General features: G+C 62.2%; 26 protein-coding genes. 17 read left to right on the forward strand and 9 right to left on the reverse strand.

What is annotated here, in order from left to right:
- Window positions 1-78: 78 nt before the first annotated feature.
- Window positions 79-891, reverse strand: coding sequence for a P-loop NTPase family protein (locus RG2_RS32500; RefSeq protein WP_230590407.1), 813 nt, complete (start codon window positions 889-891; stop codon window positions 79-81).
- Between the two features lie 254 nt (window positions 892-1,145).
- Here RG2_RS32500 and RG2_RS32505 point away from each other — a divergent pair, with 254 nt between their 5' ends.
- The gene (locus RG2_RS32505) at window positions 1,146-1,313 is read left to right on the forward strand and encodes a hypothetical protein (protein WP_230590409.1); all 168 of its coding nucleotides are present in this window, start codon (window positions 1,146-1,148) and stop codon (window positions 1,311-1,313) included.
- Between the two features lie 231 nt (window positions 1,314-1,544).
- On the opposite strand, the gene RG2_RS28540 is transcribed toward RG2_RS32505, so the two are convergent.
- From RG2_RS28540 to RG2_RS28550, 3 genes are all read right to left on the reverse strand, one after another.
- Entirely contained in the window at window positions 1,545-2,108 is a 564-nt protein-coding gene (locus tag RG2_RS28540; protein ID WP_230590411.1) for a hypothetical protein, read from the reverse strand.
- Window positions 2,108-2,461: a hypothetical protein gene (locus RG2_RS28545; protein ID WP_033236837.1), complete on the reverse strand. Its 354-nt coding sequence runs from the start codon at window positions 2,459-2,461 to the stop codon at window positions 2,108-2,110. Before RG2_RS28545 ends, RG2_RS28540 begins: the two co-directional genes overlap by 1 nt.
- A 101-nt stretch (window positions 2,462-2,562) precedes the next feature.
- On the reverse strand, window positions 2,563-4,647 hold the full coding sequence (locus RG2_RS28550) for an FtsK/SpoIIIE domain-containing protein (protein WP_033236838.1): 2,085 nt from the start codon (window positions 4,645-4,647) through the stop codon (window positions 2,563-2,565).
- 684 nt (window positions 4,648-5,331) lie between these two features.
- Between RG2_RS28550 and RG2_RS28555 the strand changes: the two genes are divergently transcribed.
- The 10 genes from RG2_RS28555 to RG2_RS28600 all read left to right on the forward strand — a co-directional run bounded on the left by RG2_RS28555 (window position 5,332) and on the right by RG2_RS28600 (window position 16,933).
- On the forward strand, window positions 5,332-5,643 hold the full coding sequence (locus tag RG2_RS28555) for a hypothetical protein (protein WP_033236839.1): 312 nt from the start codon (window positions 5,332-5,334) through the stop codon (window positions 5,641-5,643).
- A 48-nt stretch (window positions 5,644-5,691) separates the two neighbouring features.
- Window positions 5,692-6,096: a hypothetical protein gene (locus RG2_RS28560; RefSeq protein ID WP_051730755.1), complete on the forward strand. Its 405-nt coding sequence runs from the start codon at window positions 5,692-5,694 to the stop codon at window positions 6,094-6,096.
- The gene (locus tag RG2_RS28565) at window positions 6,096-9,125 is read left to right on the forward strand and encodes an ATP-binding protein (RefSeq protein ID WP_033236840.1); all 3,030 of its coding nucleotides are present in this window, start codon (window positions 6,096-6,098) and stop codon (window positions 9,123-9,125) included. Before RG2_RS28560 ends, RG2_RS28565 begins: the two co-directional genes overlap by 1 nt.
- Entirely contained in the window at window positions 9,122-11,251 is a 2,130-nt protein-coding gene (locus RG2_RS28570; RefSeq protein ID WP_230590413.1) for a hypothetical protein, read from the forward strand. The genes RG2_RS28565 and RG2_RS28570 overlap by 4 nt, the downstream gene beginning before the upstream one ends.
- 1 nt (window position 11,252) lies before the next feature.
- On the forward strand, window positions 11,253-12,050 hold the full coding sequence (locus RG2_RS28575) for a hypothetical protein (protein WP_033236841.1): 798 nt from the start codon (window positions 11,253-11,255) through the stop codon (window positions 12,048-12,050).
- Complete coding sequence (locus RG2_RS28580; protein ID WP_051730756.1) at window positions 12,050-13,663, forward strand: peptidoglycan DD-metalloendopeptidase family protein; 1,614 nt, start codon at window positions 12,050-12,052, stop codon at window positions 13,661-13,663. Before RG2_RS28575 ends, RG2_RS28580 begins: the two co-directional genes overlap by 1 nt.
- Entirely contained in the window at window positions 13,660-14,250 is a 591-nt protein-coding gene (locus RG2_RS28585; RefSeq protein ID WP_033236842.1) for a hypothetical protein, read from the forward strand. Before RG2_RS28580 ends, RG2_RS28585 begins: the two co-directional genes overlap by 4 nt.
- A 237-nt stretch (window positions 14,251-14,487) precedes the next feature.
- Complete coding sequence (locus tag RG2_RS28590; RefSeq protein WP_051730757.1) at window positions 14,488-15,381, forward strand: nucleoside hydrolase; 894 nt, start codon at window positions 14,488-14,490, stop codon at window positions 15,379-15,381.
- Complete coding sequence (locus tag RG2_RS28595) at window positions 15,333-15,917, forward strand: hypothetical protein (protein WP_167378161.1); 585 nt, start codon at window positions 15,333-15,335, stop codon at window positions 15,915-15,917. Before RG2_RS28590 ends, RG2_RS28595 begins: the two co-directional genes overlap by 49 nt.
- Complete coding sequence (locus RG2_RS28600) at window positions 15,914-16,933, forward strand: DUF6545 domain-containing protein (RefSeq protein WP_033236843.1); 1,020 nt, start codon at window positions 15,914-15,916, stop codon at window positions 16,931-16,933. Before RG2_RS28595 ends, RG2_RS28600 begins: the two co-directional genes overlap by 4 nt.
- Here RG2_RS28600 and RG2_RS28605 read toward each other — a convergent pair.
- Window positions 16,890-17,258 (reverse strand): hypothetical protein, encoded by a 369-nt coding sequence (locus RG2_RS28605; protein ID WP_033236844.1) that lies wholly within the window; start codon window positions 17,256-17,258, stop codon window positions 16,890-16,892. The genes RG2_RS28600 and RG2_RS28605 overlap by 44 nt on opposite strands.
- Window positions 17,251-17,841, reverse strand: a complete 591-nt coding sequence (locus RG2_RS28610; RefSeq protein ID WP_165826424.1) for a helix-turn-helix domain-containing protein — start codon at window positions 17,839-17,841, stop codon at window positions 17,251-17,253. Before RG2_RS28610 ends, RG2_RS28605 begins: the two co-directional genes overlap by 8 nt.
- Window positions 17,842-18,461: 620 nt before the next feature.
- Here RG2_RS28610 and RG2_RS31610 point away from each other — a divergent pair.
- The 5 genes from RG2_RS31610 (at window position 18,462) to RG2_RS28640 (ending at window position 21,711) form a co-directional block, all read left to right on the forward strand.
- Window positions 18,462-18,725 carry a hypothetical protein gene (locus tag RG2_RS31610; RefSeq protein ID WP_133637989.1) on the forward strand — a complete coding sequence of 88 codons (264 nt, stop codon included), beginning with the start codon at window positions 18,462-18,464 and terminating at the stop codon, window positions 18,723-18,725.
- Window positions 18,722-19,117, forward strand: coding sequence for a hypothetical protein (locus RG2_RS28620; RefSeq protein ID WP_051730760.1), 396 nt, complete (start codon window positions 18,722-18,724; stop codon window positions 19,115-19,117). Before RG2_RS31610 ends, RG2_RS28620 begins: the two co-directional genes overlap by 4 nt.
- Complete coding sequence (locus RG2_RS28625; RefSeq protein WP_033236846.1) at window positions 19,114-19,665, forward strand: hypothetical protein; 552 nt, start codon at window positions 19,114-19,116, stop codon at window positions 19,663-19,665. The genes RG2_RS28620 and RG2_RS28625 overlap by 4 nt, the downstream gene beginning before the upstream one ends.
- Window positions 19,662-19,985, forward strand: a complete 324-nt coding sequence (locus RG2_RS28630; protein WP_230590415.1) for a hypothetical protein — start codon at window positions 19,662-19,664, stop codon at window positions 19,983-19,985. The genes RG2_RS28625 and RG2_RS28630 overlap by 4 nt, the downstream gene beginning before the upstream one ends.
- 430 nt (window positions 19,986-20,415) lie before the next feature.
- The gene (locus RG2_RS28640; protein WP_051730761.1) at window positions 20,416-21,711 is read left to right on the forward strand and encodes a hypothetical protein; all 1,296 of its coding nucleotides are present in this window, start codon (window positions 20,416-20,418) and stop codon (window positions 21,709-21,711) included.
- Between the two features lie 14 nt (window positions 21,712-21,725).
- On the opposite strand, the gene RG2_RS28645 is transcribed toward RG2_RS28640, so the two are convergent.
- Complete coding sequence (locus RG2_RS28645) at window positions 21,726-21,965, reverse strand: hypothetical protein (RefSeq protein ID WP_033236849.1); 240 nt, start codon at window positions 21,963-21,965, stop codon at window positions 21,726-21,728.
- A 284-nt stretch (window positions 21,966-22,249) separates the two neighbouring features.
- On the opposite strand from RG2_RS28645, the gene RG2_RS28650 reads away from it, so the two are divergent.
- Window positions 22,250-23,371: a hypothetical protein gene (locus tag RG2_RS28650; RefSeq protein WP_033236850.1), complete on the forward strand. Its 1,122-nt coding sequence runs from the start codon at window positions 22,250-22,252 to the stop codon at window positions 23,369-23,371.
- A 283-nt stretch (window positions 23,372-23,654) separates the two neighbouring features.
- On the opposite strand, the gene RG2_RS31965 is transcribed toward RG2_RS28650, so the two are convergent.
- Entirely contained in the window at window positions 23,655-23,822 is a 168-nt protein-coding gene (locus tag RG2_RS31965; protein ID WP_165826422.1) for a hypothetical protein, read from the reverse strand.
- Window positions 23,819-24,148: a hypothetical protein gene (locus RG2_RS28655; RefSeq protein ID WP_133637988.1), complete on the reverse strand. Its 330-nt coding sequence runs from the start codon at window positions 24,146-24,148 to the stop codon at window positions 23,819-23,821. The genes RG2_RS31965 and RG2_RS28655 overlap by 4 nt, the downstream gene beginning before the upstream one ends.
- Window positions 24,149-24,392: the final 244 nt, after the last annotated feature.

Consider the following 24,392-nt stretch of genomic DNA (forward strand, 5'->3'; position numbering starts at 1 on the left):
GCCTTTCGTGAGAGCGGGATTCGAGTTGTGTGAATGTGAAGTGCGCGAAAATAGGAAGATTTGCCTGCGCGGAGTTGTTCAGTCCGGCGCGCCCGCGATCAGGCCGATGACCGTTGCCGCGAGGACGGTCAAAGCGTCAGTCGTGTTGCGGCGCAGCTGGTTCGCCGCGATCCGCTCGCCGGAGGCGAACAGCGGCTCGAACGGCATCCGCAGAACCGCGCGCACGCCGAGTTCGATGAACGCGTCGACAGCTTCGGTTTCGACCATCGGCGCATCGCCCGGTCCGTCGGTGATGACGACGACGGCGTGGGCGAGTACGTGCGGGCCAGCAGTGGCGATGATGTCGAGGAGCATGCGGTGCGCTGCTGCAGCAGCGTCGCGGCGCAGCGGCACAGGAACAACAAGCACATTCGCGGCCGCGGCGGCCCATTGCCAACTTCCGGCGAGGCTGCTGTTGCCGGTGTCGGCGATGAGGATCTCGCGGTGCTGGGCCAGAACATCGGCCAAGCTCGTTCCGTCGTCGTATTCCAGTGCGGCGGCGGTGTTTGTCTGGTTTCCTGCGATGATGTCCTCTCCGCTGGGCTGGCGAACGAGGTACCGCGAGAGTGTCGATGGGCGGATACTGCCCCGTGCTGTTGCGGCGGCGGTGAGAAGTGCGGAGACGTCTTGTCCTTGGCGCGGAGGCACGGCGACGCGGTCGGCGAGGCTGCCGCCGATCTCGGCGAGATCTGCGCAGACGAGCGTTCCCGCTCCTCGGTGCTCTGCGATGACGGCCGCTAGTCCCGCAGCAAGTGGAGTCTTGCCGACGCCGCCCTTGGGATTGGCGAGAGTGATCACCGAGAAGTCCGGGATCGGGCCGGTGATCGCGGCGACTGCGGTGCGGTGACGCATTTCGGCGGACCCAGCTTTCGGTGCCAACCGCAGGTTGAGGACAGCGTTGAGTCGGCCGCGGATTCCTATGCGGGAGGGATCGTTTGAACCTGAGGTGATCTGTGGGGCTGCCAGTACCGATGTTCGTGGGGCGCTGTTCTGCGTCGGCGTGGTGGACGTGGGGGGTGTCGCTGTGCTGATCCTGCGTCGGGGCGAGTGGGCGCGGCGGGTTCACCGCAGTAGCGCACACGCTCACCGGTTCGTCGACTGTGGGCGTGGGTACGGCTACCGGGGAGATCGGGCCGGGTGGTGGCCCGGAGACCGCGACGTGTCCTTCGGGGGTGACGGTCAACCGCGTGGTGGCGCCGAAGCCGCTCACCGATACCTCGACGGACTCGCCGGAATCGGCGGCTTCCGTCTTGGCGAATTCTTCGATCGCGTGAAAGAGCGCTTTTTCGTTAACAGCTGCCAGTTCTACGTTCGCAGTCCCCGATCCACCGCTCACACGTGCGGTCGTCTCCGAGGTGACCTCGACAGCCAACGCCGCCGTCACGCGTTCACCCCAGTCGATGGGGGGGGTGGACCGGTCGTTGTCCGTTGCGGCGACGATCTGGTCGGTCCTCATGATGGTCCTTTCGTTTCGGAGGCGATACAGGCGTGTGGACGTACTTCGGTCAGCTGCAGTCGACGTGGATGGAGACGTACATCTGCTGGTTCGCTCCGTAGGGCGAGTACCAGTCGTCGGGCACTCGGGGTGCGGCGGCGATGTCGACATGGTCAGGGGTGGACCAGTCGATTTCTCGCAGATCCGGGTAGTACTTGTTCGAGGTGTCCAGTTCCGCTGTGAGGTCTTGTTCGGTGTTCTGAACGCTCAGGACTTCGGAGGGGTGGGAGACGGAAATCTTCCATCCGTAGGGAGCGGTGATCACGGCGGAGAGGTCATCGCCGTTGCCGAAGCACCGTGCGGTGACGTCGTCGGGCGAGGGCGTGGTGATTTCGGTGGGCGAGTGCTTTTCGCCCCAGCCGATGATGATGTTGTCGTAGTCGTTTCTGGACTGGCTGACGATCTGCCCGGTGTTGGTGGCGGAAACGCTTTTCGCGTCTCGACCTCCATCGCCGCCACATCCGCTGAGTGTCAGCGTTGCGCCGATCAGCACGACGCATGTGGTGGCGTAGCGATGGCGCCGCGACCACCGTGCCCCGGTGATCTCCGCTCGCGGCCAGAGACTGGTGTTCATCAGGAACCCGCTCCGAACGCGCCGACAGCGCCCAGTTCGCTCAACATTTCGTCGATCGTTTCCTCGGTCCGAGCCAGCTGTGTGAGGGCTCCGTCGCGGGCTGCTCCTGCGGGTAACGCGCCGATGATCGCGCGCCGAAAACCTGCCGATTCCTTGATCTGGGCCAGGCGCTCGACCGTGAGTTCTACCCTCTCGTCGAGCTTGGGCAGCCACTCCGGCGTTCCCTCTTTCAGGGCGGTACGCAGTTCGAGGATGACGGGGTCGTTGGCTCCCTTGGCTACGAATGGCCCACGGAGCGCCTCGACATCGGTGGGTGTGGGGCTGATGGATTGGGAGATTCGGCGGCTGGCCATGTGTGGTTCCTCTCGGTGGGTCGGATCGATCTGATCGGTCAGTTCGCGGGTGTCGCGCGAACGGTCAGTCGCGGATTCAGTTCGTTGGTTGGGGCGGCGGGTTACATGGCGAATTCGGTCTCACGATCGGCGCCCGCGAGAAGCACGATTTCGCCCGGATCGAAGGTCACCTTGGCGCGGGTTCGGCCACCGGTGTCGATGGTGATGGTCGTTCCGGTGGTTTTCGCGTCGACGGAGGCGACGGTGACGATGTCCGAGCCACCGTGCTCGTCCGTGAGCAGGATCGTGGTTCCCGGCTTGAGTGCGTGGGCGGGTATCGCGTCCGCGATATCGGCGACCGGAACGTCTCCGAGAAGGACGGGTTCTGCCACGCTTCCGTGCTCGCGCTTCTTCGTCGCCAGCGCGCGTTCCGTTTCGAGGAATTCGCGCAGTTCTCGTGAGTAGCACATGAATTCCGGCGCCGCGCTGGGTTGCAGTGCGTCGATAATCGCGATATCTGCCGCCGAGAGTTGATTCCACTTGTTCGGGTGACGGTCGACATTCGGTGTCCACCACACCTGCGCTTCCATCGGTGTTCCGTCGGGGCCGGTGGCCATGGCGCGGCCGGGGATCGAGGTATCGATACTGCGGCCTTGGTGCGCGTCACCCCACACCATCTGTGCACCGTCCTGGGAGAGGTTCGCCAGCGAAAGCCGAGTACCGAAGTTATCGCGCGCGTTTCCCGAGGCCCCACCGAACAACGACGCGTCGGGACGTTGCACTCCCAGAAGGAGACGGATTCCGGAAGAACGAGCGAGCACGGAAAGTTCCGCCCACGCTCCGAGCGGGTCCAACGTCGCGATCAGCGTGCGAGTGTCCTCGTCGGGATCTTTCTTCAGGCGTGTCCACGCAGCGGAGAGGATGAAGAACTCGTCGAGGACCGCGATCAACAGCGGAAGTTGGGACGGTTCGATTTTCTTCACGTGGACGTACTGGTTGCGCGCCATCATTTCCGCGTGCAACGCGCGGATGAAGATCGCTGCCCTGATCGGGTCGTAGACGATCGCGCCGCAGCCGGGGTAACCCTCGAGGCCGTCGAGTTCGATCATCTTCGGGTCGACGCCGATAAAGGGGATTCCGCGCAAGGACGCTTCGGTCAAGATCGTGCGGATGGCGGAGGTTTTGCCGCCTCCGGTCGGGCCGACGATCAGGCAGTGCGGCTTGTTCGATTTGGTCGAGACGTCCCAGTAGGCTACCGCGCCGGCCGCCCCGGTTGCGTAGGGCAGATAGCGGCTGGCGATTGACGTCAGCTCACTGGGAGCGGGGTGCGATACCCGTGTGGGCAGAGGCGCTTTGAGAGTCAGCAGCAATTCTCCCGCGTCGGGTGACCATTGCACGTCCCAGTTTTGTCCGGATTCGTGTTCGCCGGCGATGGCGATCAGGGCTTCGTTGACGCGGTACTGAAACGCCCCTGATCCGCTGTTGAGGTTGGGGGTGAATCCGATGCGGTAGCCGGTCTCGACTCCGTCGTCTCCGTACGAATGCACGCTCACCTTCGCGTCTTTGAGGATCGAGGCACCTTCGAGTGAACCGGCGAGTGCCTTGTGTCGGACGCTGCGCTGATCTGCCACGGTCAACGCTCTCGCGATCATCAGAGCGTTCTTGTGTGCTTCGTGCGAGATCTTCATCGTCCACTTCGAGCCGCGAACACTATTCGCCACTGCCGCTGTGAACTCGTCCATCTGCTTCGGGCGGATGACCGCGCCGACGGGAAGCTTGATCCGTGCGGATTTGACCGCTGAGCGCCGCGAAAGCATCGGCACGCGCACGGCGAGCGCTCTGTGCCCGGTGGTTTGACGCAGTTGGGCGGCCATGGTGACGCGGTGACGGTGCGAGTGGAACCGGCCGGTGTCGACCGTGACCGCAACGATGGTGAGTGCGAACAGTGCGCCGGTGACGCTGTGCAGGCGATCAAGTACGGCGGCGATCTGCGCGAAGTTCTCGGTCGGGAGTTGTAGTTGTGCAGCGAGATCCGGTGCGACGTAGGCCACCGCAGCCAGGGCGGCGAAGAATGGGGAGACGGGAAGGAAGCGGCGCGCTGCCAGGTCGTCGATGCTATCCCTGGCTGGACGTTTCTTGTCGCTGGCGAACATGTCGACGAACAGGTCGGCGATGAAGTCGCGGATCGGATCCGGTTCCGCCATCATTCTCCCCCCTTCTGTTCACCGCTACCGCGACGTTCGCGGCGGGTGTCAGGGCAGGACGCTACGAGGGGCGAAAATTCCTTGCAATGTGACTGTGGATAACTATTTTCGGAAGCGCTTGTCGGAGCGCTCTCAAAGGCGTTCGGAGGGCGCTCTTTCGACGGTCGACGAGCGAGGCTCCACTGCTTGGAAGAAGCGGCCGGACCTCCGAGTGTGAGACCGCTCGCCGTAGCGTCTGATCTGGCGATATTTGGAGCGCTCTCGAAACTGACTGTGCGCGACGCAATTTCAGCAAGTACACTCCCCCCGGAGGAACGGAGGGGGGAGTGACCCCCACCAGGGGTGCTCGTTCGGACGCCTGCCCCGCCCGCCTCGACTCGCGTACAACCAGCCTGCTATTGCGAGCGCTGTTTCCATCGCGATCCGTCGTCACGCTCGGCGCGCCCGCACGGTAGCACTGGATCATCGCGCTGGAAGCAAATAAGTCGGCACGCGCACACAACTCGCTCACCGCACCTGTTCGATCGCTCCGCTACCCGCATCGCACCCAGCGTTCAGCGACCGCCATTTTCGGTCGGTGCCGCGAGTTATCCACAGTCACTTTGGAAACCGTCCACTCCCTACCTACCGTCTGCACTCATCCCACCCATGCGGGACGCCGCACAATCACACACGTTGGAGACGAAGATGATTGCCCTCACACACACCGTCAGCACAATCGCGCAGACCGCTTATCGGCCCGTCCACCAATCCACGGTCACCTATCTCGCCGAGCCGAGCACCGAGGGGCTGACCGGCTGGATCAGGTCGAACGGTGCGGTCACCATCATCGCGATCATTGCCTGCGCGCTTCTTCTCGGTGCACTCAAGGGCAATGTCTCGAAGGTCGTCACGATCGGCGGACTCTCGGTGGTCGGGCTGCTGTTCGTTGCGCTGGCAGCCAATCAATCCGCCCAAGACGCCCTCGGCCAGTGGGCGTTAGGGCTGCTCGGCATCTGAAAAGCCCTGAGCACCAACCGCATCCGAGTTCACCGCCGAGGAGCACCCGTGATCGAAACCGACGACCTGATCTACCGCGTCGACAACCACTACCTGGGGCCGACCGGCAAGACCCTTCCTGTGCCGATCCGCTACTCGGCTGTAGGCGTGGGCCTGAGCACGTTCTTCGCACTGTTCATCATCGCCCGATCCGTCCTTCACCTCTCCTTGAGCTACGGCACATTTCTGATTCTTGTCGTCTCGACGGTCGCGGTGTCGAGCCGAATCACCAAGTACATCAGCGCGGACCGGCCGTTGCGTTCGGTGATCACAGCCGCCTACAACGACCTCACCTCTCCGCGCCCACCCAAGGCTGGCGAAAGCATCTACGTCACCCTTCCACCACCTGATCGAACTCGCCGTGGCGTTGGTGGCCACGACCTTTGCGCTAGCCCCTATGAGGCGAGCATCTGATGACCACGCACGAGAACGACGTTGCGTCTCTGTTCGACCCACGCAGCACCGGCCACATTCCCGTTGTTCCGCCCGGCGCTCTGCCTCCGTCCTGGGCTGCGGGGCGTACCGCTGCGCCACCGGATCGTCATGAGCCTGACCCGCCGCACATCCCCGATGTGTGGGCCGGGCCCGAACCGGTCGAGACAGACGACGCCGCGAGCATGACGACCGCCGACGAGATCCCCGACAAAGCTCGCGGTCGACGACGTGGGCGCGGCACGAGCGGTAAGTCCGCCTGCGCGAAAAAGTCCGAGACGCTCAAGGCGCAGGAACGCGCTGCCCGCAGGGTCGCGAAGAACCGCAAGAGCGTGAAGTTGGAACTGTGCGGCACAGCAGGACACATCACCCGCACACCGAGGACTGCGACCGCATGGTTCGTGCAGCCGCCCGGACCGTGGAACATGCGCCCGACGCCCAAGCAGCGCCGCTACATACGCGACGAAGCGCTGATCCTGGCCAACCTCCGCGAGGCGGGCGTCGAGCACCTGCACCGTCGGCTCACCCGCGCGCCGTGGCCGGTCCGAGCATGGGCACGTTCACATCACGAGTGGGCGACACCCCTGCCCGATGTCGACGGCGCTCTCTCGTGGAACGACTACCTGCGCGGTCAGCAGCACGGCATGCTCTGGTCCGAACCGACGATTAAGGGCCGATACTGGGGCATCGAATTGCCGGCGCGCTCGATGTCGAGCAGGGGGCTCGACTACCTTGCGATGTGGCTGTCCGGCTTCGGCCGGATCGGTGCAGCCGTAACGCGGTGGGCGGACGAGTCGTTCGACAGCGAAACGGCCATGCTCGACGAGCATCTGGCGACCCTGGCCCGGATCATGGCCGCACGCGGAGCCGATGCACGCCCGGCCACCGCAGGGCAGATGGACTACCTGTTGCGGCGCTCCGCGGCGATCGGTCTCCCGCTCGATATCGACGGCGTGATCTCGGGCGGTGGCGATTGGACGGACACCGACATTGCCTCCCTCGAAGACCTCGCCGATCTCTCGCTCACCCCGGGCGACGGCTTCACTACCGTTTCCGGTCTCGTCGACGGGCGCCGATACAGCGCTGCCGTGATCGTTTTGACGATCGGCCGTATGGCGCCGATGCCGATCCCGGAGCAGATGTTGCCGTGGCAGGTGATCGGCGACGGATCGGGTGAGCCTCTCGAATGGTCCGAACGCATCACGCTCGAAGAGAAGACCGCGACCGCCCGCGCGATGCGCTTCGTGACCGACAAGATCACCAACCAGTTCAAGCATTACACGGTCGAACACGACGAAAGCCCGCCGACTGAATTGCAGGAGCAGCATGCGGCGGCGCAGAAGATCAAAACGCATCTCGAACATGATCATTCGGGGCTCTCGACCCGGGTCAAGGGGTGGTGGCGGATGGCGGTTGTGGGAGCGAACGCCGACGAGGTGCGCCGTAAGGTCTCGACCCTGCAGGAGATGTACTCCCCGCACATCATCCTCGAGCACGAGCATGGGCAGTACCAACTACTCCGCGAGTTCATTCCCGGCCAGCGGCAAGCGAACATCGCCCACGCGCGCCGCATGAGCGTCTACGACGCCTCCGCGGGCATGGCGGCGGTCGGGGACCGTATCGGTGACCGGACAGGACTGATTGTCGGACAGACTGCGTCGATCGCACCGAGGCCGGCTGTGTGGAACTGCTTCGCAGGCCCGGAGAACAAGGACAAATCCGGGCTCACCCCGATCGTTGCCGTCCCCGGGTCGGGCAAGACGTTCCTGGCCGGAATGACGGTCTACCAAGCTGTGCGCGCCGGGGCCTACGGAGTCATTCTCGACCCGTCCGGTCCGCTCGCCCGGCTGGCCACACTGCCGGAGTTGGCGCCGTTCACGAGGGTCTACGCATTGACCGGGCGCTCACGTCCGGGCGCACTCAACCCGTACCGCGTGATCGCCGACCCGGACCCCGACGATCCCGAGTACTCCCCCACACATTCGCACTACGCACTCGATCCCGATCCGGCCGCAGCAGCGGCAGATCAGTACCAAGCGGATCTGCGTGCAGCTGCCGCCGAACGCATGGAATGCGCCGTGTCGGTGCTGAAAATGATGCTCACCGACAAGGACGTCGAGCAGCGATGGACGGAAAGTGTCCTCCACACGGCAGCGCACAACGTCGGCGGCGACGCCGACCATCACCTCGGTCAGGTTCTCGATCAACTCGCCGCAATGGCGGAAAACGAACAGGACACCGAGGTCAAGACGACCGCCCGCAGCATTCATCAGAAACTGCACATGATGTCCCAACTCGCTGAAGCTCGGGTGCTGTTCCCCAAGCCCGGCACACTCGGCGGATTCGACGCCGACACCACCTTCGACGAGCGCCTAACCATCCTGACGATGCCCGGCTTGCAGCTCCCTCCGGAAGGCGTTCCGTCCTCGCAGTGGACACCGCAACAACGGATGGCCGCGCCGCTGATGCACATGGCAGCGTGGCAGGCCAACCGGCTCATCTACGACAAGCCGCGCCAGGCCCGCAAAATCCTGTTCCTCGACGAAAACAAGTACCTCGAACAAACCGGCGCGGGACGCACGCTGAATCTCCGGATCGCACGTGACAGCCGCAAATTCAACGTGCGCGCCCTGGTGTGCTCGCAGCTACCCGACGACTACCTCGGTGTCGACGGCACCGACGACAAGTCGGCGCTGACTTATGAGGTCATCATCGGAGACCTCGGCGGCAACGAACACGCCATCGAGGGCGCATTGAAGTTGCTGAACCTGCCCGCCGGGCAGGGATACGAGGCGACGTTGGCCGATCTCGGGGGCGGCGGAGAAGACACGTTGGACCCGGACACGGACACCTCGCACATGGACCAAGCTAGGCGGTTCGTGATGAAGATGGCCGACGACATCGAGATCGTCCGCTGCGATTGGACCAATTTCACCCACCTCGCGCACGTCTTTCAGGCCCTCGACTCCCGTCCACGAGCGGCCACAACCATCGCCGGTGGTACGCCGTGAACGACGCTGCGCCGAACGTCCCGACATTGGGCGTGCCCGCAAAGCTCATCCGGTTGTTCGCAGTATTCACGATCGTGGTGATCTCACTGGTCGGCCCACAGTTGGGCACCGCGCACGCGGGCGGTTTCGACTGCAAGGAAGCCCCGTCACCGCAGTTCCCGAACGCAGTCTTTCCCACGGTCTTCGATTCCCGCAGCGCCACCGAGCCACCCCACAACGGAAACCCCACCGGTTACCAGACCTACGGGTGGGCCGGATTACGTTGGTACACCTACGACCTCGGCTGCGGTGAAGACTTGGTCCGCGCGCCCGGCGCTGTCGCGGACACAAGCACCGGCAACGCGTTTCTGATGGTCGGGCAGTCGTTGGCCGCGATCGCGTTCTGGCTCGACGATCAAACGAAGTCCGGGACCGAAGCAGCCCAATCCGGAATCACTCCCGCGCTCGATCAGTTCGACACGATCGTCGCCTCCATCGCCACCGGCACATCCGGTGTCTACGGAAAATGGATCGGGCTGGCATTGATGTGCGGGGCAACAGTCATCTTGTGGAACGCGCTCAAGTCCAACGCCGCGGCTGTCACCAAGACAGTGATGCTCGCCGCCGCCGGTGTGACGTTGGGGGCGTTGATGGTCGGAGCGCCCCAGAAGGCGATGAATGTCGCGGACGAAACGTTCGGGCAGCTGATCACCGGAACCCAAGGTGAAGTGTTCGAGGCGGCGGGTCTGGAAACCGATCCGCGCAACGTCCTCATGGACAAAATTCTCCTGCCGGACATCTCCAAAGGCTGGTTCGGGCCGAACTTCGACGAATCCGGCGTACCGCCGGATCAGCAACTCCAACCCAAACTCCGCGACACACTCGCCTTCACCTACGACGAACAGGAACGGGTCAAGGGAGACACCGAGGCCGCGAACGAACTCGCCGAGTCGAAAGCGGCGCGGTTCCAGGACGAGATCATCAAACCCCTATCCGCACAGAACCTTTCATACACACAGTTTCAAGGAAAGGACAGTGGCCGAACCTCGACCGGGTTCCTGGCCATGGTGAAGGTCGGGTTGCCGTCACTTCTGTGGTCCGGCGCCTCGATCCTGAAAATTGTTGCGCTGCTTTCTATCCGATTCGCGATCCTGTTCGCTCCGATGTGGGTTCCGTTCGTCGTCCTCTCCGGAGGATTCCTCGAACGTGTCATGCGGATGATCGGCACCGCCTACCTCTGGGGTGTCGCAGGAGCGACGATCGTGGCGCTGTATCTCGTTGCCCTCGTGAAGCTCTACCACGTCGACAACGGCTCGGTCGACGGTTCGTGGCGCCTGTGGTTCATGGTGATTCTGTCGTTGATCTGCTGGTTCATCATGCGCCCGTTCAAACGGATCTCGAGCACCTTCCGACAAAACTCCGCCGGTGCACTCAACCGCAAAGCTGTCCGCGCGAAATCGTCGATCAAACACAAAGCGTTCGATGCCGCATCGTTGGCTGTCGGCGGACCCGCCGCGATGGCGAAAAAGACAGTCGGAGCGTTCCACCGCAGCAGCGACAACAACGACGGCGACGACACCACACCCGTGCGCCCCGAAGGCCGCGGACTCATCGCCCGCCGTCAGCAAGACTCCGACAATGCCCGCGCTGCCGCGCGCGCTGCTTCCGACCGGGTGCCGGGCACCTCCCTCCGGCGCGAGAGCGAGCGAGATGCACATATCGCCGGGATCGCTGCCGCATCAGGTGCGGCAGCGCTGCGACCCAAGACCGGAATCTCCTCTGCCGGCATCGATACCGATGCCGACGACTCCGCAGAGGACGACATTGATTTTGCTCGACGGCGCGGCCACAGCGAACGTGCCCGTACCGATGCCGACCTCCACGACGAACGCAACCGCAGATTCGGGCAAGCTCCACAACGTCCGTCGGTCGACGAGGAATGGAACGGCGGAACCAGCTCGGTCATCGCGCCGATGAAGGTTTTCACACCCACCACCACGTCGAGCGAACACAGAGCCGCCGCAGACGTGACCACCGGTGGCATGTCCGGCTCCAGCGATTCATCTCGCAGAAGCGCGCGCCCGCCCACCTCATCGGTGTGGACTCCACCGGCTCGGCCTGCTGTCGATCGAGAGAGGTCGAACTGACATGCCTGCAATCGGCCACAACCCAGTCCTGACCCCGATCCGTCGGTGGGTTCTCTACTCACGCACGAATCTCGCAATCTCCACCATCGGCATCTTCGCCGGACTCGTCATACTCGGCCAGATCCTCGGATCACCGGAAACTACGACCCCTGCCGCCGAATTACCGTCAACCGCAGGGTCCGGCCACGACATCACGGACACCACACAGCCCATGAGTGCGCCGCATGCAAGCGAGGAAGTCACGCAAGCGCACACCGCTGCGATGTCGAATGCCGACGTGGCATTGAGCGCGCAAGCGACAGCGATGACGTACGCGCACCTCTACACCGATCACGCCGCAACTGCCGACGCCTGGGCTTCCGGACTCGCGGTGCTGGTCCCTGACGGCGCACTGACACCGAATTTTCGCGCCGCCCGCCCGACCGTTGCCGTCGCGATCACTGGCCCGACACACACGGCACCAGCGCCCGCAGACGGGCCGAACGCTACGACAGTGACTGTGCCGACGTCCGCCGGAGCGTTGAAAGTCCACCTCGTGCAGAGCGAATCCGGGACGCGGCCCTGGCTCGTGACCACACCTCTGCCGACCCTCGATACTGGTTCCGACAATTCGGATCCCACCGCGACCACCGCCCCGACTACGACGGCATCGAACAGTGCGACGACGACGCGGGCCCCTCAGAACTCCGCGCCGACCACATTGCAGCCGCCGTCGACCTCGCAGGAACCTCTCCCCACACCGGCACCCGGCCCCATCCCGATTCCCGACCTGGATACGCCGCTGCCAGGGGCCATGTGATGGCGAAAATCCCTACTCGACAACCCATTTCCGGCATTCGAGCGAGGATTATTCTTTCCCTGCTGGCCGCCGCAACCATGCTCTCGGTCACTGCATGTGGAGGTTTCGCGGCGCACCCGGTCATCAAGAAATCACGCTGCGGAACATCGTCGACGTCCGATAAAGGTCCGGCAACACTTGCGGGCCCTACGGAACTGAAAGCATCAGGTCCGATCACCCAACCCACCAAAGCCGGTACGACAACACAAACCTCCGGCTTCGGGCCGCGCTGGGGAACCGAGCACAAAGGCGTCGACTTCGCCGGCCCCGTCGGTACCCCGATCTACGCCGCCCTCGACGGCATCGCGGTCAAAGCCGGCCCCTCCGGTGAAGGACCCGGCGTCGGCTTCGAGAATTGGATCGTCATCGATTCGCTCGTCGACGACAAACCCGTGAGCACGGTCTACGGGCACATGTTCACCGACGGCGTCCTCATCACCCCCGGCCAACAGGTCAAAGCCGGTGACCATATCGCCAACATCGGCAACGCCGGCGGATCCACCGGCCCGCACCTGCATTTCGAATACTGGGAAGGAGGACGACTCCAGGGCGGATTCGCGATCGACCCGATGACCAAACTCGGCGGAGCGTCCTCACCTACCGATGACGTTGACGCCGGCGGGCCGAGCATCGCGTTGGCCGCATCGTCGTCCTCGATCGACTGCGGTGGTTTCGGTGTCGCCGGCGGCGGCGATCTCAAACCGGGAAGTGTGCCAGCGGAATTCGAGCCGTGGTTCCGCAAAGCCGGATCCCTGTGCCCCCAGATCAGCCCGGCACTGCTCGCCGCGGACACCAAAGCTGAAAGCGGATTCCGCGCCGTCACCAGCCCCAAAGGAGCGAAGGGCTACACCCAATTCATGGATCCGACCTGGGTTGCTTACGGCAAAGACGACGATGGAAACGGCATTATCTCGCAAGGCGACGTCGGCGACGCGGTCATGGCGCAAGGCCGATATTTCTGCGAAATCGCAAGGCAGGTCGATGGCTGGATCGCCGACGGATCAGTCACAGGCGATGCGCGATCGCTGTATATCGCCGGATACAACGCAGGCGAGTACGCGATCAAGAATGCCGGCGGAATGCCTTCCGGCGGCGACTACACCAGCGAAACTCAGCCCTACGTGCAGAAAGTGCTCTCGTTCATTCCCGAGTTCGAGCAACCCGGTGGCCGCGGTGAGTTGGTGGTCTTTCCCGCATCTGCTTCCGGTGCGCAGGTCGTCGAAGCTTCACGTCAGTACCTCGGCACCCCGTATGTCTGGGGCGGCGGCGGAATCGGGGGACCGACTGGCGGCGGGTTCGACTGCTCCGGACTGACCAGCTACGCCATCTACACAGGCAGCGGCAACACGGTCACCTTGCCTCGCACGTCGGAGCAGCAATGGTCCGTCGGCGTCGAGATCCCGATCGCCCAAGCACAACCCGGCGACCTGGTCTTCGGATCATGGTCAGCATCTGGGCCCGGCCACGTCGGAGTCGCGATCGGAAACGGCCAGATGATTCACGCCCCCACCACCGGGGACGTCGTCAAACAAGGTCCGCTGCAGAACGATATGAAAGCCCGGAGGGTCATATGAGCAACACACGCATATTTGTTCTTCTGGTCGTAGCGGCAGCGATCGTTGCAGGGCTGGTGTTCTTGTTCTTCGACTTCCAGAGCGAGGACACCGGCACCGCAACGCCAGCCCCCTTCTCAGCGACACCGTCCACGGCCGCGACAATCACGGTGACATCGCCCGCAGTCGTCGATGTCCCGTCGAATCCGGATACCGATGCAGCGGAAGACACTGTGCGTCAAGCGCTTTCCGTCGCGTTCACGTGGTATCCGGCTACCGATCGCAGCCCCACTGATGCCTATGCACGCGCACGGAAGTGGTTCACCGAACCCTTGGCCGCCTTGCTGCTCGTCGACGTCGATACCGGGCGTGGCCCCGGCACACAATGGAGTCAGTGGGCGTCGGACAACGCGAAAATTGTCGCTGACGTGAACGTGGGCTGCTCGGGCTGCCCACCCGATACCGACATCCTCATTCACCGCGTGGCCAGCATCCACCAAACCGCAATTGCCGACGACGAGACAACAACGGTCACACCGGATACAACCGTATGGATCACCCTCACCAAACATGGTGGAGAGTGGCTCATCGACAACATCCGATACTGATCAGCGCAATGACCGACGGCGAGTATGACCAGGGGTTTCTTCATAAGGTCTTCATGATGCATCGCGTGGAAGGTTGTCGAGACGGCCCGGTTCTACTGACCCGCGGGTCAGTCCGGGACTACGACGGGATCCCAAATGTCCGATATTCTGACCCGATCACACAAAAACATGGACACGTAGCACCACTACGTTAGCGATAAGCAAGCACAGAGACAGCTCAAACGATGCGGGGTCAGTTTGCGATACGTTCTTGTCGACACCGACTGTGGCGTCGACGACGCACTTGCGCTCGGTTACGTCGCGCACACCGCGGACATTATTCTCGCTTGCGTAGTGTCCACGTGGGGCAACTGCACAGCCCCCGAAGCCGCGTCCAATGCGAAGTACATCTTGGATATGGCCGGCGCGATCGACATTCCTGTTGTCGCAGGTTCCCCTCCGAAGGATTCGTGGCGGCGCGGTGATGCGCACGGCTCTGACGGGCTCGGTGACACCGAGCAGCCTCGACCTTCCTGGACTGGCCCGCGAGGTGCAGCTGAGAGGATTGTGCAGTTCGCCAGAGACCATGCCGGTGAGGCGGAAGTGCTGTGCATCGGCCCGCTGACCAATTTGGCAGCTGCACTCACGCTCGAACCTCGGCTGCCCGAGTTATTGAGCCGTGTGGTGGTCATGGCCGGCCACGGACAGAACCGCGACGATTGGCTGAACGAGGTAGGAGATACCAATACCCGTCACAATCCTCAAGCTACGCAGACTGTCGCAGATTCTGCGCTTCCGGTGGTCTGGGTGGGAATCGACGTCACCCGCGCAGTCCTCCTTGAGGACGGAGATTTCGGTGAAGACACTCTCGGCGGCTCGCTGCGCCGTATCCACCACGCGTATGGGGTCCAACGAGGCGGTACGTACGGATACGACCCTCAGGTGCTGTGGAAAGTCCCGGCACACGACGGCGTCACCGCTGCCTGCCTAGTCGATCCTCTCAGGGCAGGCCTGTCGACCGTTACCGGCCGTATGACTGTCCTCGACGACGGCCAAGGGCCGGTGCTACGCAGGGTGGGTATCGGACCGCAGGAGGTCGCGGAATGCATAGACTCGGACTCCATCCGCGCAATGCTCAGGAGTGCGAGATGACAGGAATAAGAAAGCAACTCACCCGACTGAAGGCCCGTCGGATCGTTGCTCAAGCAATGAAACGGCAAGTGGTCACCATTGACGACCTGCGTCAATTTTGTTTCGATCGCACTGGCAGAACCGTCGTTCTAGTTCCGTTCCCGGTCACCGAAGTAGAAGATCGCCCTTCCGGGTTCCTGCTCCGCGCTCGCAACAATGTCGACTATGTGTTCTACGACCACAGAACGGGATCGTGGCGCGCGACATTGATCATCTGTCACGAACTCGCGCACATCCTTCTCGATCACAGCTGTGCAATGACCGAAGTCTTAGACGACCAGATGCTCAGCGCATGGTTTCCCTCATTGTCACCGGCGCTGTTGAAAAACGCCCTCAAACGCACTGACTACGACACGACCACAGAACATGGTGCCGAGTATCTGGCGACAAAGCTCCTACTCTTGACGCTTTTCGATGATCTCGACTTCGAGGCTCTGCGCAGGTCGGTGCAGGTAATTTGCGCCAACAACATGATTCAAGCGTATGGAAGCCGATGAGAAACCACCTCCCACTTTCGATTGATCTTGCCATCCTTGTCTTTGCCTGGATCGTTGTTTCCGCTCGATTTGTGCTGGTATGCACACGGCATGCGCAGATTGTGACCGTACTGATTCTGTGCTTCACCGCAGTCAACACTCTTAAGTTCGGACCGATCAACGATGTACTGACCTCAGCGATAGACGCCCGGGCCGTCCGACTGATAGCTCACATTCTCTGTGTAGCGGCCGCGGCCGCCGCTGCATGGGCGGCTGCCAGCGCGGTAGGACGGCTTCGGCCAGGGCTTCTGATCTTCGGCCTCGTTGCCGCGACGGTCGGTCTGGCATCTCTTGATGCTTTTGCCGGCAATCGGGCGCAGGTCATCGAATCCGTCGATCCTGAGGTGTTCTCGCTGTCCTACTTCACCATTTACGCCGGCGCGATCGTGGTCTTCGAGGTCTACGCAGTGATAGTCCTCGCCGCTGCCATTCGAACCGACAAGCCACATGCGGGGCTGCTTGCGCCGGCCGCGGCGACAGCTGCGCTCTTTCTGGCGACAGGCCTCAATGCAATAAGTCTGCTTTGGTACGCCGTGCGGGCAGCGACTGGTGACATCGGTCCGGCCGAGCAATTGCAGCGAAACACAAATGGCAACCTGTTTGCGTACTTCACCTTGGTTGTCGCACTCGTGGGTTCTGCCGCCGTAATCCGACGCACGGCAGAGCGGTCGTCTGTTCGATCTGCCGTTAACGTCACAGAGCTACGACGACTATGGGAAGACCTCACTGATGCGGCACCAGGTGTGAAGTTCGATATGCGGCACTTCGAGCCTGACGCCCGGGTTGTCCGGATGATCACCGAGTGCATCGATGCCATCTACGAACTAGGAATTGATCCCGAAACAGCCACTCGCTCTGATCTTCTGGAACGCAATCTCGACGGCAACCGATCCGAGCTTCTCGCAGAGACGCACATCAGCGCTCGTGACGTGTTCAATCTTGCGAAGCGGTGGGATGCGAAATCCCTTCAAGGCTGACAAGAAGCGCCTTGCGCTGGCTGGCGTTGGCAGAACCTCGCAGCATCACGCATTCCGGTCCGGCGGCAACAAGCACCTGCAATAACCGCAGCTCTGTGTACGCCTCATTTTCTCCAGAAACCCCGAAGTAGGTGGCGTTGGCCGTGCTGCTGCTTTTGAAAACCTCGCTGAAATCAACAAAATGTTGTTGCTGTTCGGCCGTGAGGTCGCCGGCGCGGAGCTGCGCTTCGGAGCACCCGAGAGCCTGCGCGACCTCTCCACTACTCAAGCCGGTCACACTCAGCAGAAGCTCGACTTTCTGCTTGGTGGTGACTTCCTCAATCATCGCTCTCCTCCCGTCTTAGTTCCCGAGCCAATGCGCGACGTCGCTTGTTGGCGTTCGTGCGCGCCGGAGTGATGTCGTCCGGCGGCACTGCCCAGAAATCCTCGAGCGCTTGGGCAACCCAGGTAGGGCTGACATGGCCGCTTTCACCCTGGCTGCGGAGCATCGCTGACGCTACTTTGCCGATATGTGGCGAGATGAGAGTACGCAACCGGTCGACTACGTCCGAAAGTTCAGAGTTGTCGATCTCATCGGCCAATCGCCTAAGTTCCGCACTCACCTCAACGAAATCACCCAACGCCGAATACGAAATGACCACTTCGCCGGCGGGGGCCCCCACAACTGCCGATCCCCGAGGTGTCGGGTGACCACCCTCGTATGCAGTCGCAGCACTGCCCTCAGTCCATTGCAATACATGGTCCAGTTTGGAGAATGTTGCCATTCGGAGAGGAGGGGACTCACCACTTTCGATCCGCACCATCGTCGGCTCAGAGGGGCCTCCCTGTGCAGCGACTGCAGCAAGGCTCAGACCCAACTGTCGTCGACGCACATGGACCACGTCGGCGAACTGCTGCATATCGGGCATGGGAGCAGCGTACTTAAAGAAAACCCAATTGCCCGACACTGTCGGTTCACACGTCATCACACATTCAACTATATAAGTGTTGCGTAAATGCATGCGCATTAGATATGTTCACAACACCAATATATGTGTGTTACGTAAGTGTTAGCGGTGAGTCGACCACTCAAAGGCAACCGCCCGCCAGATGGTCGAGACCAGACGAAGAAAGTCCCCCAGCCGCGCCAACGGCCAGGGGACCGAGCCACACGGGGTTACAGCCCGTCCAGCGATTTCCTACGCAGAAAGCGAGTTCTGCAATGCACAGATTAGCTGACGCTCCGAGCGTCAAGAAGACCGAAATGCGAGGTCAGACGAACGTTCTCCACACTTCGTCATCGGATCAACTCTTTCGGATCGCTGCACAGCACTCCCCTGTCCCGGGTGGAGGTCGTTGCGCGCGTTGCGGATTCGTCTACACCGACAAGCTGATCGACTGCCCCACATTGCGATGTGTCCGTAAAGAGTTCAATCGTCGAGACGAGTCATCGATCACGCCCCACCCGCGCCCCGCGTCCACTGCTGCCGACTCGCGGGTGGAGGCCCGCGAGCAGCGGCCGTGTCAGGCGAATCCTGCGCTGTGGGATATGGATCAAACCACTCATCGAGGCGCACTCGCCGCCATCGGCACCTGCAGCGCTTGCCCGCTACTGACGATGTGCCAGATCGCCGCAGCTCATGAGTTCGCGACCGGTCGCCCGCCTAGCTCGATGATCTGGGCAGCAATTCCCTACGACGAGGTCGGGACTGAAATCCGCCTCGATTTTCTCAAAGAGTTCATCGCTCGCCGCGACGGTCGCTCCAGCTCAGTCAAGCGGACCTCGTCTCAGCGGTCGGGTGCAGCAGCATGAACAAAGCGCCGACATTGGTCACCCCCACCTTCGACGCGGTATGGGGCGCGTACGGAACGCTTGCAGATTCCGCAGGTCACCTACCCGTAAGGGACCGCTATCACCGTCTGTGGGTACTCGTGGAAGTCGCCGGCCGCCTCCGCAGTCGACGCGCGTTCGTTCGCGACTCTCCACATGTCAACGACTCCCCCGACATCCACGGCCTGATCGATGTCGATTCCCGAGCCGTACTCAGTGCCCGCGATTTGATCGATGCACACGGGCCTTTGACGGTCGAGCCCACGCATTCACCGGTTCCCAAGCCGTTGCACCTCGGATACAGCGATCTCCCCCGATGCGCGATGATCGCACCCCTGGTAGTCGCTGTACCCGGATCGGAGTCCTCGGTATGAGTACTGACCGACTGCTGTGCGACCTCAAGAACGGAAGACGTCCTCTCTCCGAGATCGTGTTCGGATTGAGCAGTGGAGAACTGATCTCCCCGGCCTGGACCGGTTTGGCGGCTGATCGGTGGCTGTGGCTAGCGGACCTCCTCACCCATCCGACGTGGGGGATGGCTGCGATCGTCGACGGTATCGACGACGTCTGTGCACCAGTCGCCAGGCTCTGCCGGCTGACAGCGAATGCAGTCCACCCCCTGAACCTGCGTGAACTGTGGTCCGCCGAGCAGTTACCTGCCGCAGAGCAGATAGCCGAACACACTCCAGGCACAACCGGACATTGGGAAGCACTCAGCGCTGCCATCGAACTCATCACCGACGGACTCGACCATTGCCAAGGGCTCGACGTCTCCGGCAGTGAGGCCGTCGCATCCGCCTTCACCGCGATCATCAACGCCCAAGACTCCGATTCTGCCCGCGCAACCATCACCGCCGCTGTCGAGCACTGGGCACAGCCCACAATCACCGTCCAGACGAAACATCTAGGTGTTGCATCGTGACAACTATCTACCGCTCCCGCGTCGTCGACTCCATGATCGCTACCGCTGCGAACTCACTGTTGAGGGAAAGCGGCATCAACTCCCCCACACCGCACGAAACCGTAGAAGTCCGGCGTCTCGCCGAGACCATCATTCGCGAGACCATCGACATGCTCGCCGGCTCCCGCGACGGCCTCGCGTACAGCACCCTCACAGACGTCACCAACCTCGTCGCGAGCGATCCCGAAACAGCGTCAGTCGATCAGATCAGAGAAGTCGCGATCGCACTGCGCGGACTCCTCGCTCTTCGCGAAGCTCTCGCGGAAGTTGGTCAACGATGACGGCACTGATTCTCACTGTTGCCCTTGGGCTGGTAGGCGTTGTCGGAGCACTGTTTTCGCTGTCTGAGGCTCACTCATGACGATGCAGTACACCATCTCCGGAAAGGTGCTTGAGCTGCCCCGATGGCTGAATCCGGCTCCGCGTGGCTCCCCGAAAAAGGTGCTGGCGCGTGCTGTGATGTGGGGTGGCTATGTCCATCTACCGAAAGGCTTTTTCGCACCCACTGAGTACGCGCATGTGAACGACCTCGATATCTAACTCCATAGCCGCAGTACAACCCCCAGATACGACGAAACCCCCTTGCGGGGGTTTGTGAAACAAAGTTCGTCGAGCTAAACGAGAGCCCCTGGCCGGGCTCCGGTCGTAACTGGTGAAGAAGAAGTTTGCCGCTTCGACTTCGGTACTGCATATCCCCGAAGGGACAAAACCGTGCAGGTCTTGTCTCAGGGTAGCTCACACCCTGAACCAGGCACAACAGTTAACAAAAACAGCGCTTTCGGCGCGTCGCATACCGACGCTGCCGCCACGAGTGCTGCCGGACCCACGACAGAAGACGCCGACGAATGGGCCACAGCAGTACGTGAGGCCACCGAAAACGTCGCCCGCATCGAAGCGCTGAACGCCGAAAGCGGGCAGCGAGGAAACTCCTGGGCTCTGCCAGTAACCACTGGCCGCCGCGCACGAACCCCCGTCTGGTCCGGTCGCGCCCAATGGCAGCACCAAGTCCGAACCCTGCTCAACTCCCCCACCGGCACGGAAATCTGCAAGAAAAACACCATCAGCACTGAAGCAGCATTCGCTGTCGCCGTCACCCACGCCTGCTTCGCTGAGGGAAAGACCGGGCGCGGCGTCACCGCATCACGCGAGAGGATCGCCAACCGCGCCGGCGTCAGCGTCTCCGTCGTCAAACGAGCCCGACGAGTCCTGGGCGCCCTCGGCATGGCCGTCGAGCAAGAACGAGGCCGCTACCTCACGAAACTCGAATCGATGGCCGCCGAAGCACACCATGGGCACAGGCAGTTCAGGGCAGCCTCTGTCTGGGCCCTGATCTCACCCCGCGCTGCGGTCCAGGCGCTCGCACCCCCAATGAAGAAGGCCACCCGCGCCACCCGCGCCACCCGCGCAGCCCTCCGCAGTGCCGCGTACCGCGTCCGAACAGCTTCGCGAACTTCTCCACACCCGAGTGGCCGTGGCCCCCTATCCCCCTCCGGGGGATTTGTTCTTCAATCTCTTGTTTTCAAGTTCTCACCAACGCACGCGCACACGCGAGCGGGCAGACCGAAGAACACACGAAAATCCACGCCGCGCCCAATCGAGCTGCAACGCACCACCGCCCACCTGATCGCCCACATCCCGGCGCTTAAAACAACCAAACATGTCGGCCACATCTGCGATGTTCTGGCCAACACCGACATTGACACCGCCCGATGGACCGGCCGCGACATCGCCCGCGAACTCACCACAGACACCCAATCTCGGGGCTGGGTCTGGCCCGCGCAGCTCACACGACCGACTGCGTTCCTGCGCTGGCGACTGGCACAGATCGACTGGTCACAACCTTCCCCCGCCGAACGTGCCCGTGAACACGACCGAACTCGTCTAGCCGAACAAACAGCACGTCGACGCGAAGCCCGTGAGCGGGATTCACACGTCGCCCACGCTCACACGCGCGCCGAGATCATGCAACACCTGAGGGAACAACTCTCGACGAGAACGCCCGCATGAACCCGAACAATCCATCAGTCGGGGGCCGCAAGATCGTCGTCATCGGCAAAAATCAGCCTTCCGTCATCCAAGGCGATAGCCCACCGATGAACCGGAGCCCAATCCCGACCCACCGACTCCGAATCGATCACCATGTCCGCGTAGTCCTCGATCACCACACCCGCATAGGCCACGCCGCCGCTGCCGGGACCAGACACAGTGACCCGAGAGCCAACACCCGTCACGGCATTGGTTTCGCCGTTCTGTTCGTTCATTCACGGATTCTCCCCCGACCACACCCATTCTCGCGCACCATCCCTTCACACACTCGCGACGGAGGTACTGGTACTGAGGGGTGCACGTAACGAAGTGCGAAGGGCTCAACGCGCCACTGCCCCAGTGGTTACCCACGGTTACCCACCTCAACATTTCTGCAATAGCAAGCTCCCGGGACGCCTTCTGGACAGATACGCCGCACCTGCGGCGCTCGATCTTCGAAACCAAGCAGCACAGCGCTGCGCTGCATTCGGGACCGTGAACAGTGGGATAGGTTCCAGGGGTGAAACAGACCGGGACCGCTGTTGTCGACCACCATCAGTTCGTCGTCGGATCGCAGACAGCCGAGACGTACGAGCCGTCGGAAACTGGCAGTGTGATCGAGGTAGGCCCAAACTTTGTCACCATCATGACCGGGATCGCGCACGGCCCTGTCTCGTTGACCATCGAGGTGTTAGACCACGAACCTGACGAGCTCGATCCTTCTTCCGCCGAGTGGGAGGTAGTGGAAAAAGCGACGATCAAAGTCAGCAAACCTGTCCGGGTCATCACCATGGATGGGGAGCTATTACCGGACTTCGCACGAGTGCCGATCACCAAGGGAATGAACACGTTCCGTGTGTCGGCGCAGGGCCGCGACCTCAACTGGGACCTCACCGTGACCGAACCAACGGAATCATATTTGGTGCAGGTGTGGAAGGTGACCCAGCCCGCTGCCATGCGCAGACTTCACAAGACCGATACCGCTTGGAACGACGAGATCGTGACCCATGCGGTTCGGAACTTCTGGGATCCTGATCCGGCGGGAGATGCGACCCTCTACTTGAAGTACGGCTACGAGCAGATGGCTACGTGGGCCAAGGAAGAAGCAATCCGATGGGGTGGACGCCCACCCACGGACACACTCCGAGGCCAGTACTACGCCCAGGAATTCGCAGGTCACGACAGGATGCTCGTCGACGCCCTGGCCCGATGTCGAGCACCGAAACTGCGGCGAATCGCGGCATGGTCAGCGCGTCGCGCGTACACGATCGCCGGCATCGCCCAGATCGAATGGATCCGCGCCGGACTCGACGCATTGGACGCCGCCGCTCCGTTGCCGTACCCGTTCGACGATCACGCCGGTGCACATGTGTGGGAGGCCTTTCAGTCCGAGCCCCGGATCGAACTGTCGACCACAGATGACAACGGAGAGACAAAAGCGTCGGCTGCGCTTGTCGCCAGTCGCGCGTTGATCGACGCAAGCATGGAGAAACCGCTCTCTGCTGTGTTCAACAGCCTGCGGACCGCTGCAATCACCGACGGATCCGACTATCTGCAACTCATTGCCGACCTCCGCCGCGAATTCTTTCCGAAGTTGGCCCCAGCCGAGGAGTACGAACGCTGGATAGGTCACAGCGTGTAATCGCATACGCCAGTTTCAGAAGACAACGTATTTCACAGCTCCGCTGTAGAGGGATCGAGAGCCACACATCTGTCGGGAAGCACCGCGGGGCAGGCTGTGCAGCTTCCGATGAGTGGCCGGTCGGCATCGAGCGCTGGACCCGCTGGAGTGTCCCTCCGACAGGCGGTGCCGGCGTCAGAGTAGAGGCCCTACAAACAACACCAACGCCGTCCCGGATCCGGGGCGGCGTTGGTTCTTTTCAGGATACGGCCGAACATTGCCGGCCGAGCATTGAATTGAGAGGTCAGCTGGCGATGAGGCGCCGCTCACCACTGGTTTTGAGCTGAGCCAATTTCTTGATCTGAGGCTTCGACGCCCTCTTCAACTTCTTGTCGATGATCAACTTGGTCCGCGCTGCATTGATCTGCGCGTCAGTAACATGCGCCGCGCCCTGTGGTGTCGAGTCCGTCATGGCTGATCCTCCGAGTCTTCACTGTCAGTATCGCCCAATGCGAGCACTTCATCAAGAATGACGTCAGCGGCGGCCAGCTCATCTGGACCTGCAAGAGTGCTGGTCACCATCTTCCGCACCATGAGAACACCGATGTTGGCGCGGCGTTCGTTATTCTCGTCCAAGGCGAGCTCGGCGGCGTACTGAAACCGCCGCCACCACTCTTCACGTTTGGCCTGCAGCTCACGCTGATCGGTTGCGCCAGTGTTCGCTTTCCACACCAAGAATCCAGTGATCAGGGCAACAATCAAGGTCAGTGAACTCAGGATAATCTGGGCGACCGGCACGGCACCGAGTCTTCCACAACTGACCTGCTCGTCGATTCTTACCGCCACCGCTCCGGTATCAGTCGCCAACACTCCTCGGACGCCAGCCGTTCAAGCCGGCGATGAGCGGCGGGATCGAGCGCGAGATCGGCCGAAGTCTGTCCCTCCAACAGTCGCGGAGACGGGGATGTCCGTCCACCCTTCCTCGAATGGACACTCCCCGCCACACACCGGCCCCCACCAGCAAAGTTATCCACAGTGACTT

Origin of the sequence: Rhodococcus globerulus NBRC 14531 (assembly GCF_001894805.1) — a bacterium.
Classification (GTDB): Bacteria; Actinomycetota; Actinomycetes; order Mycobacteriales; family Mycobacteriaceae; genus Rhodococcus_F; species Rhodococcus_F globerula.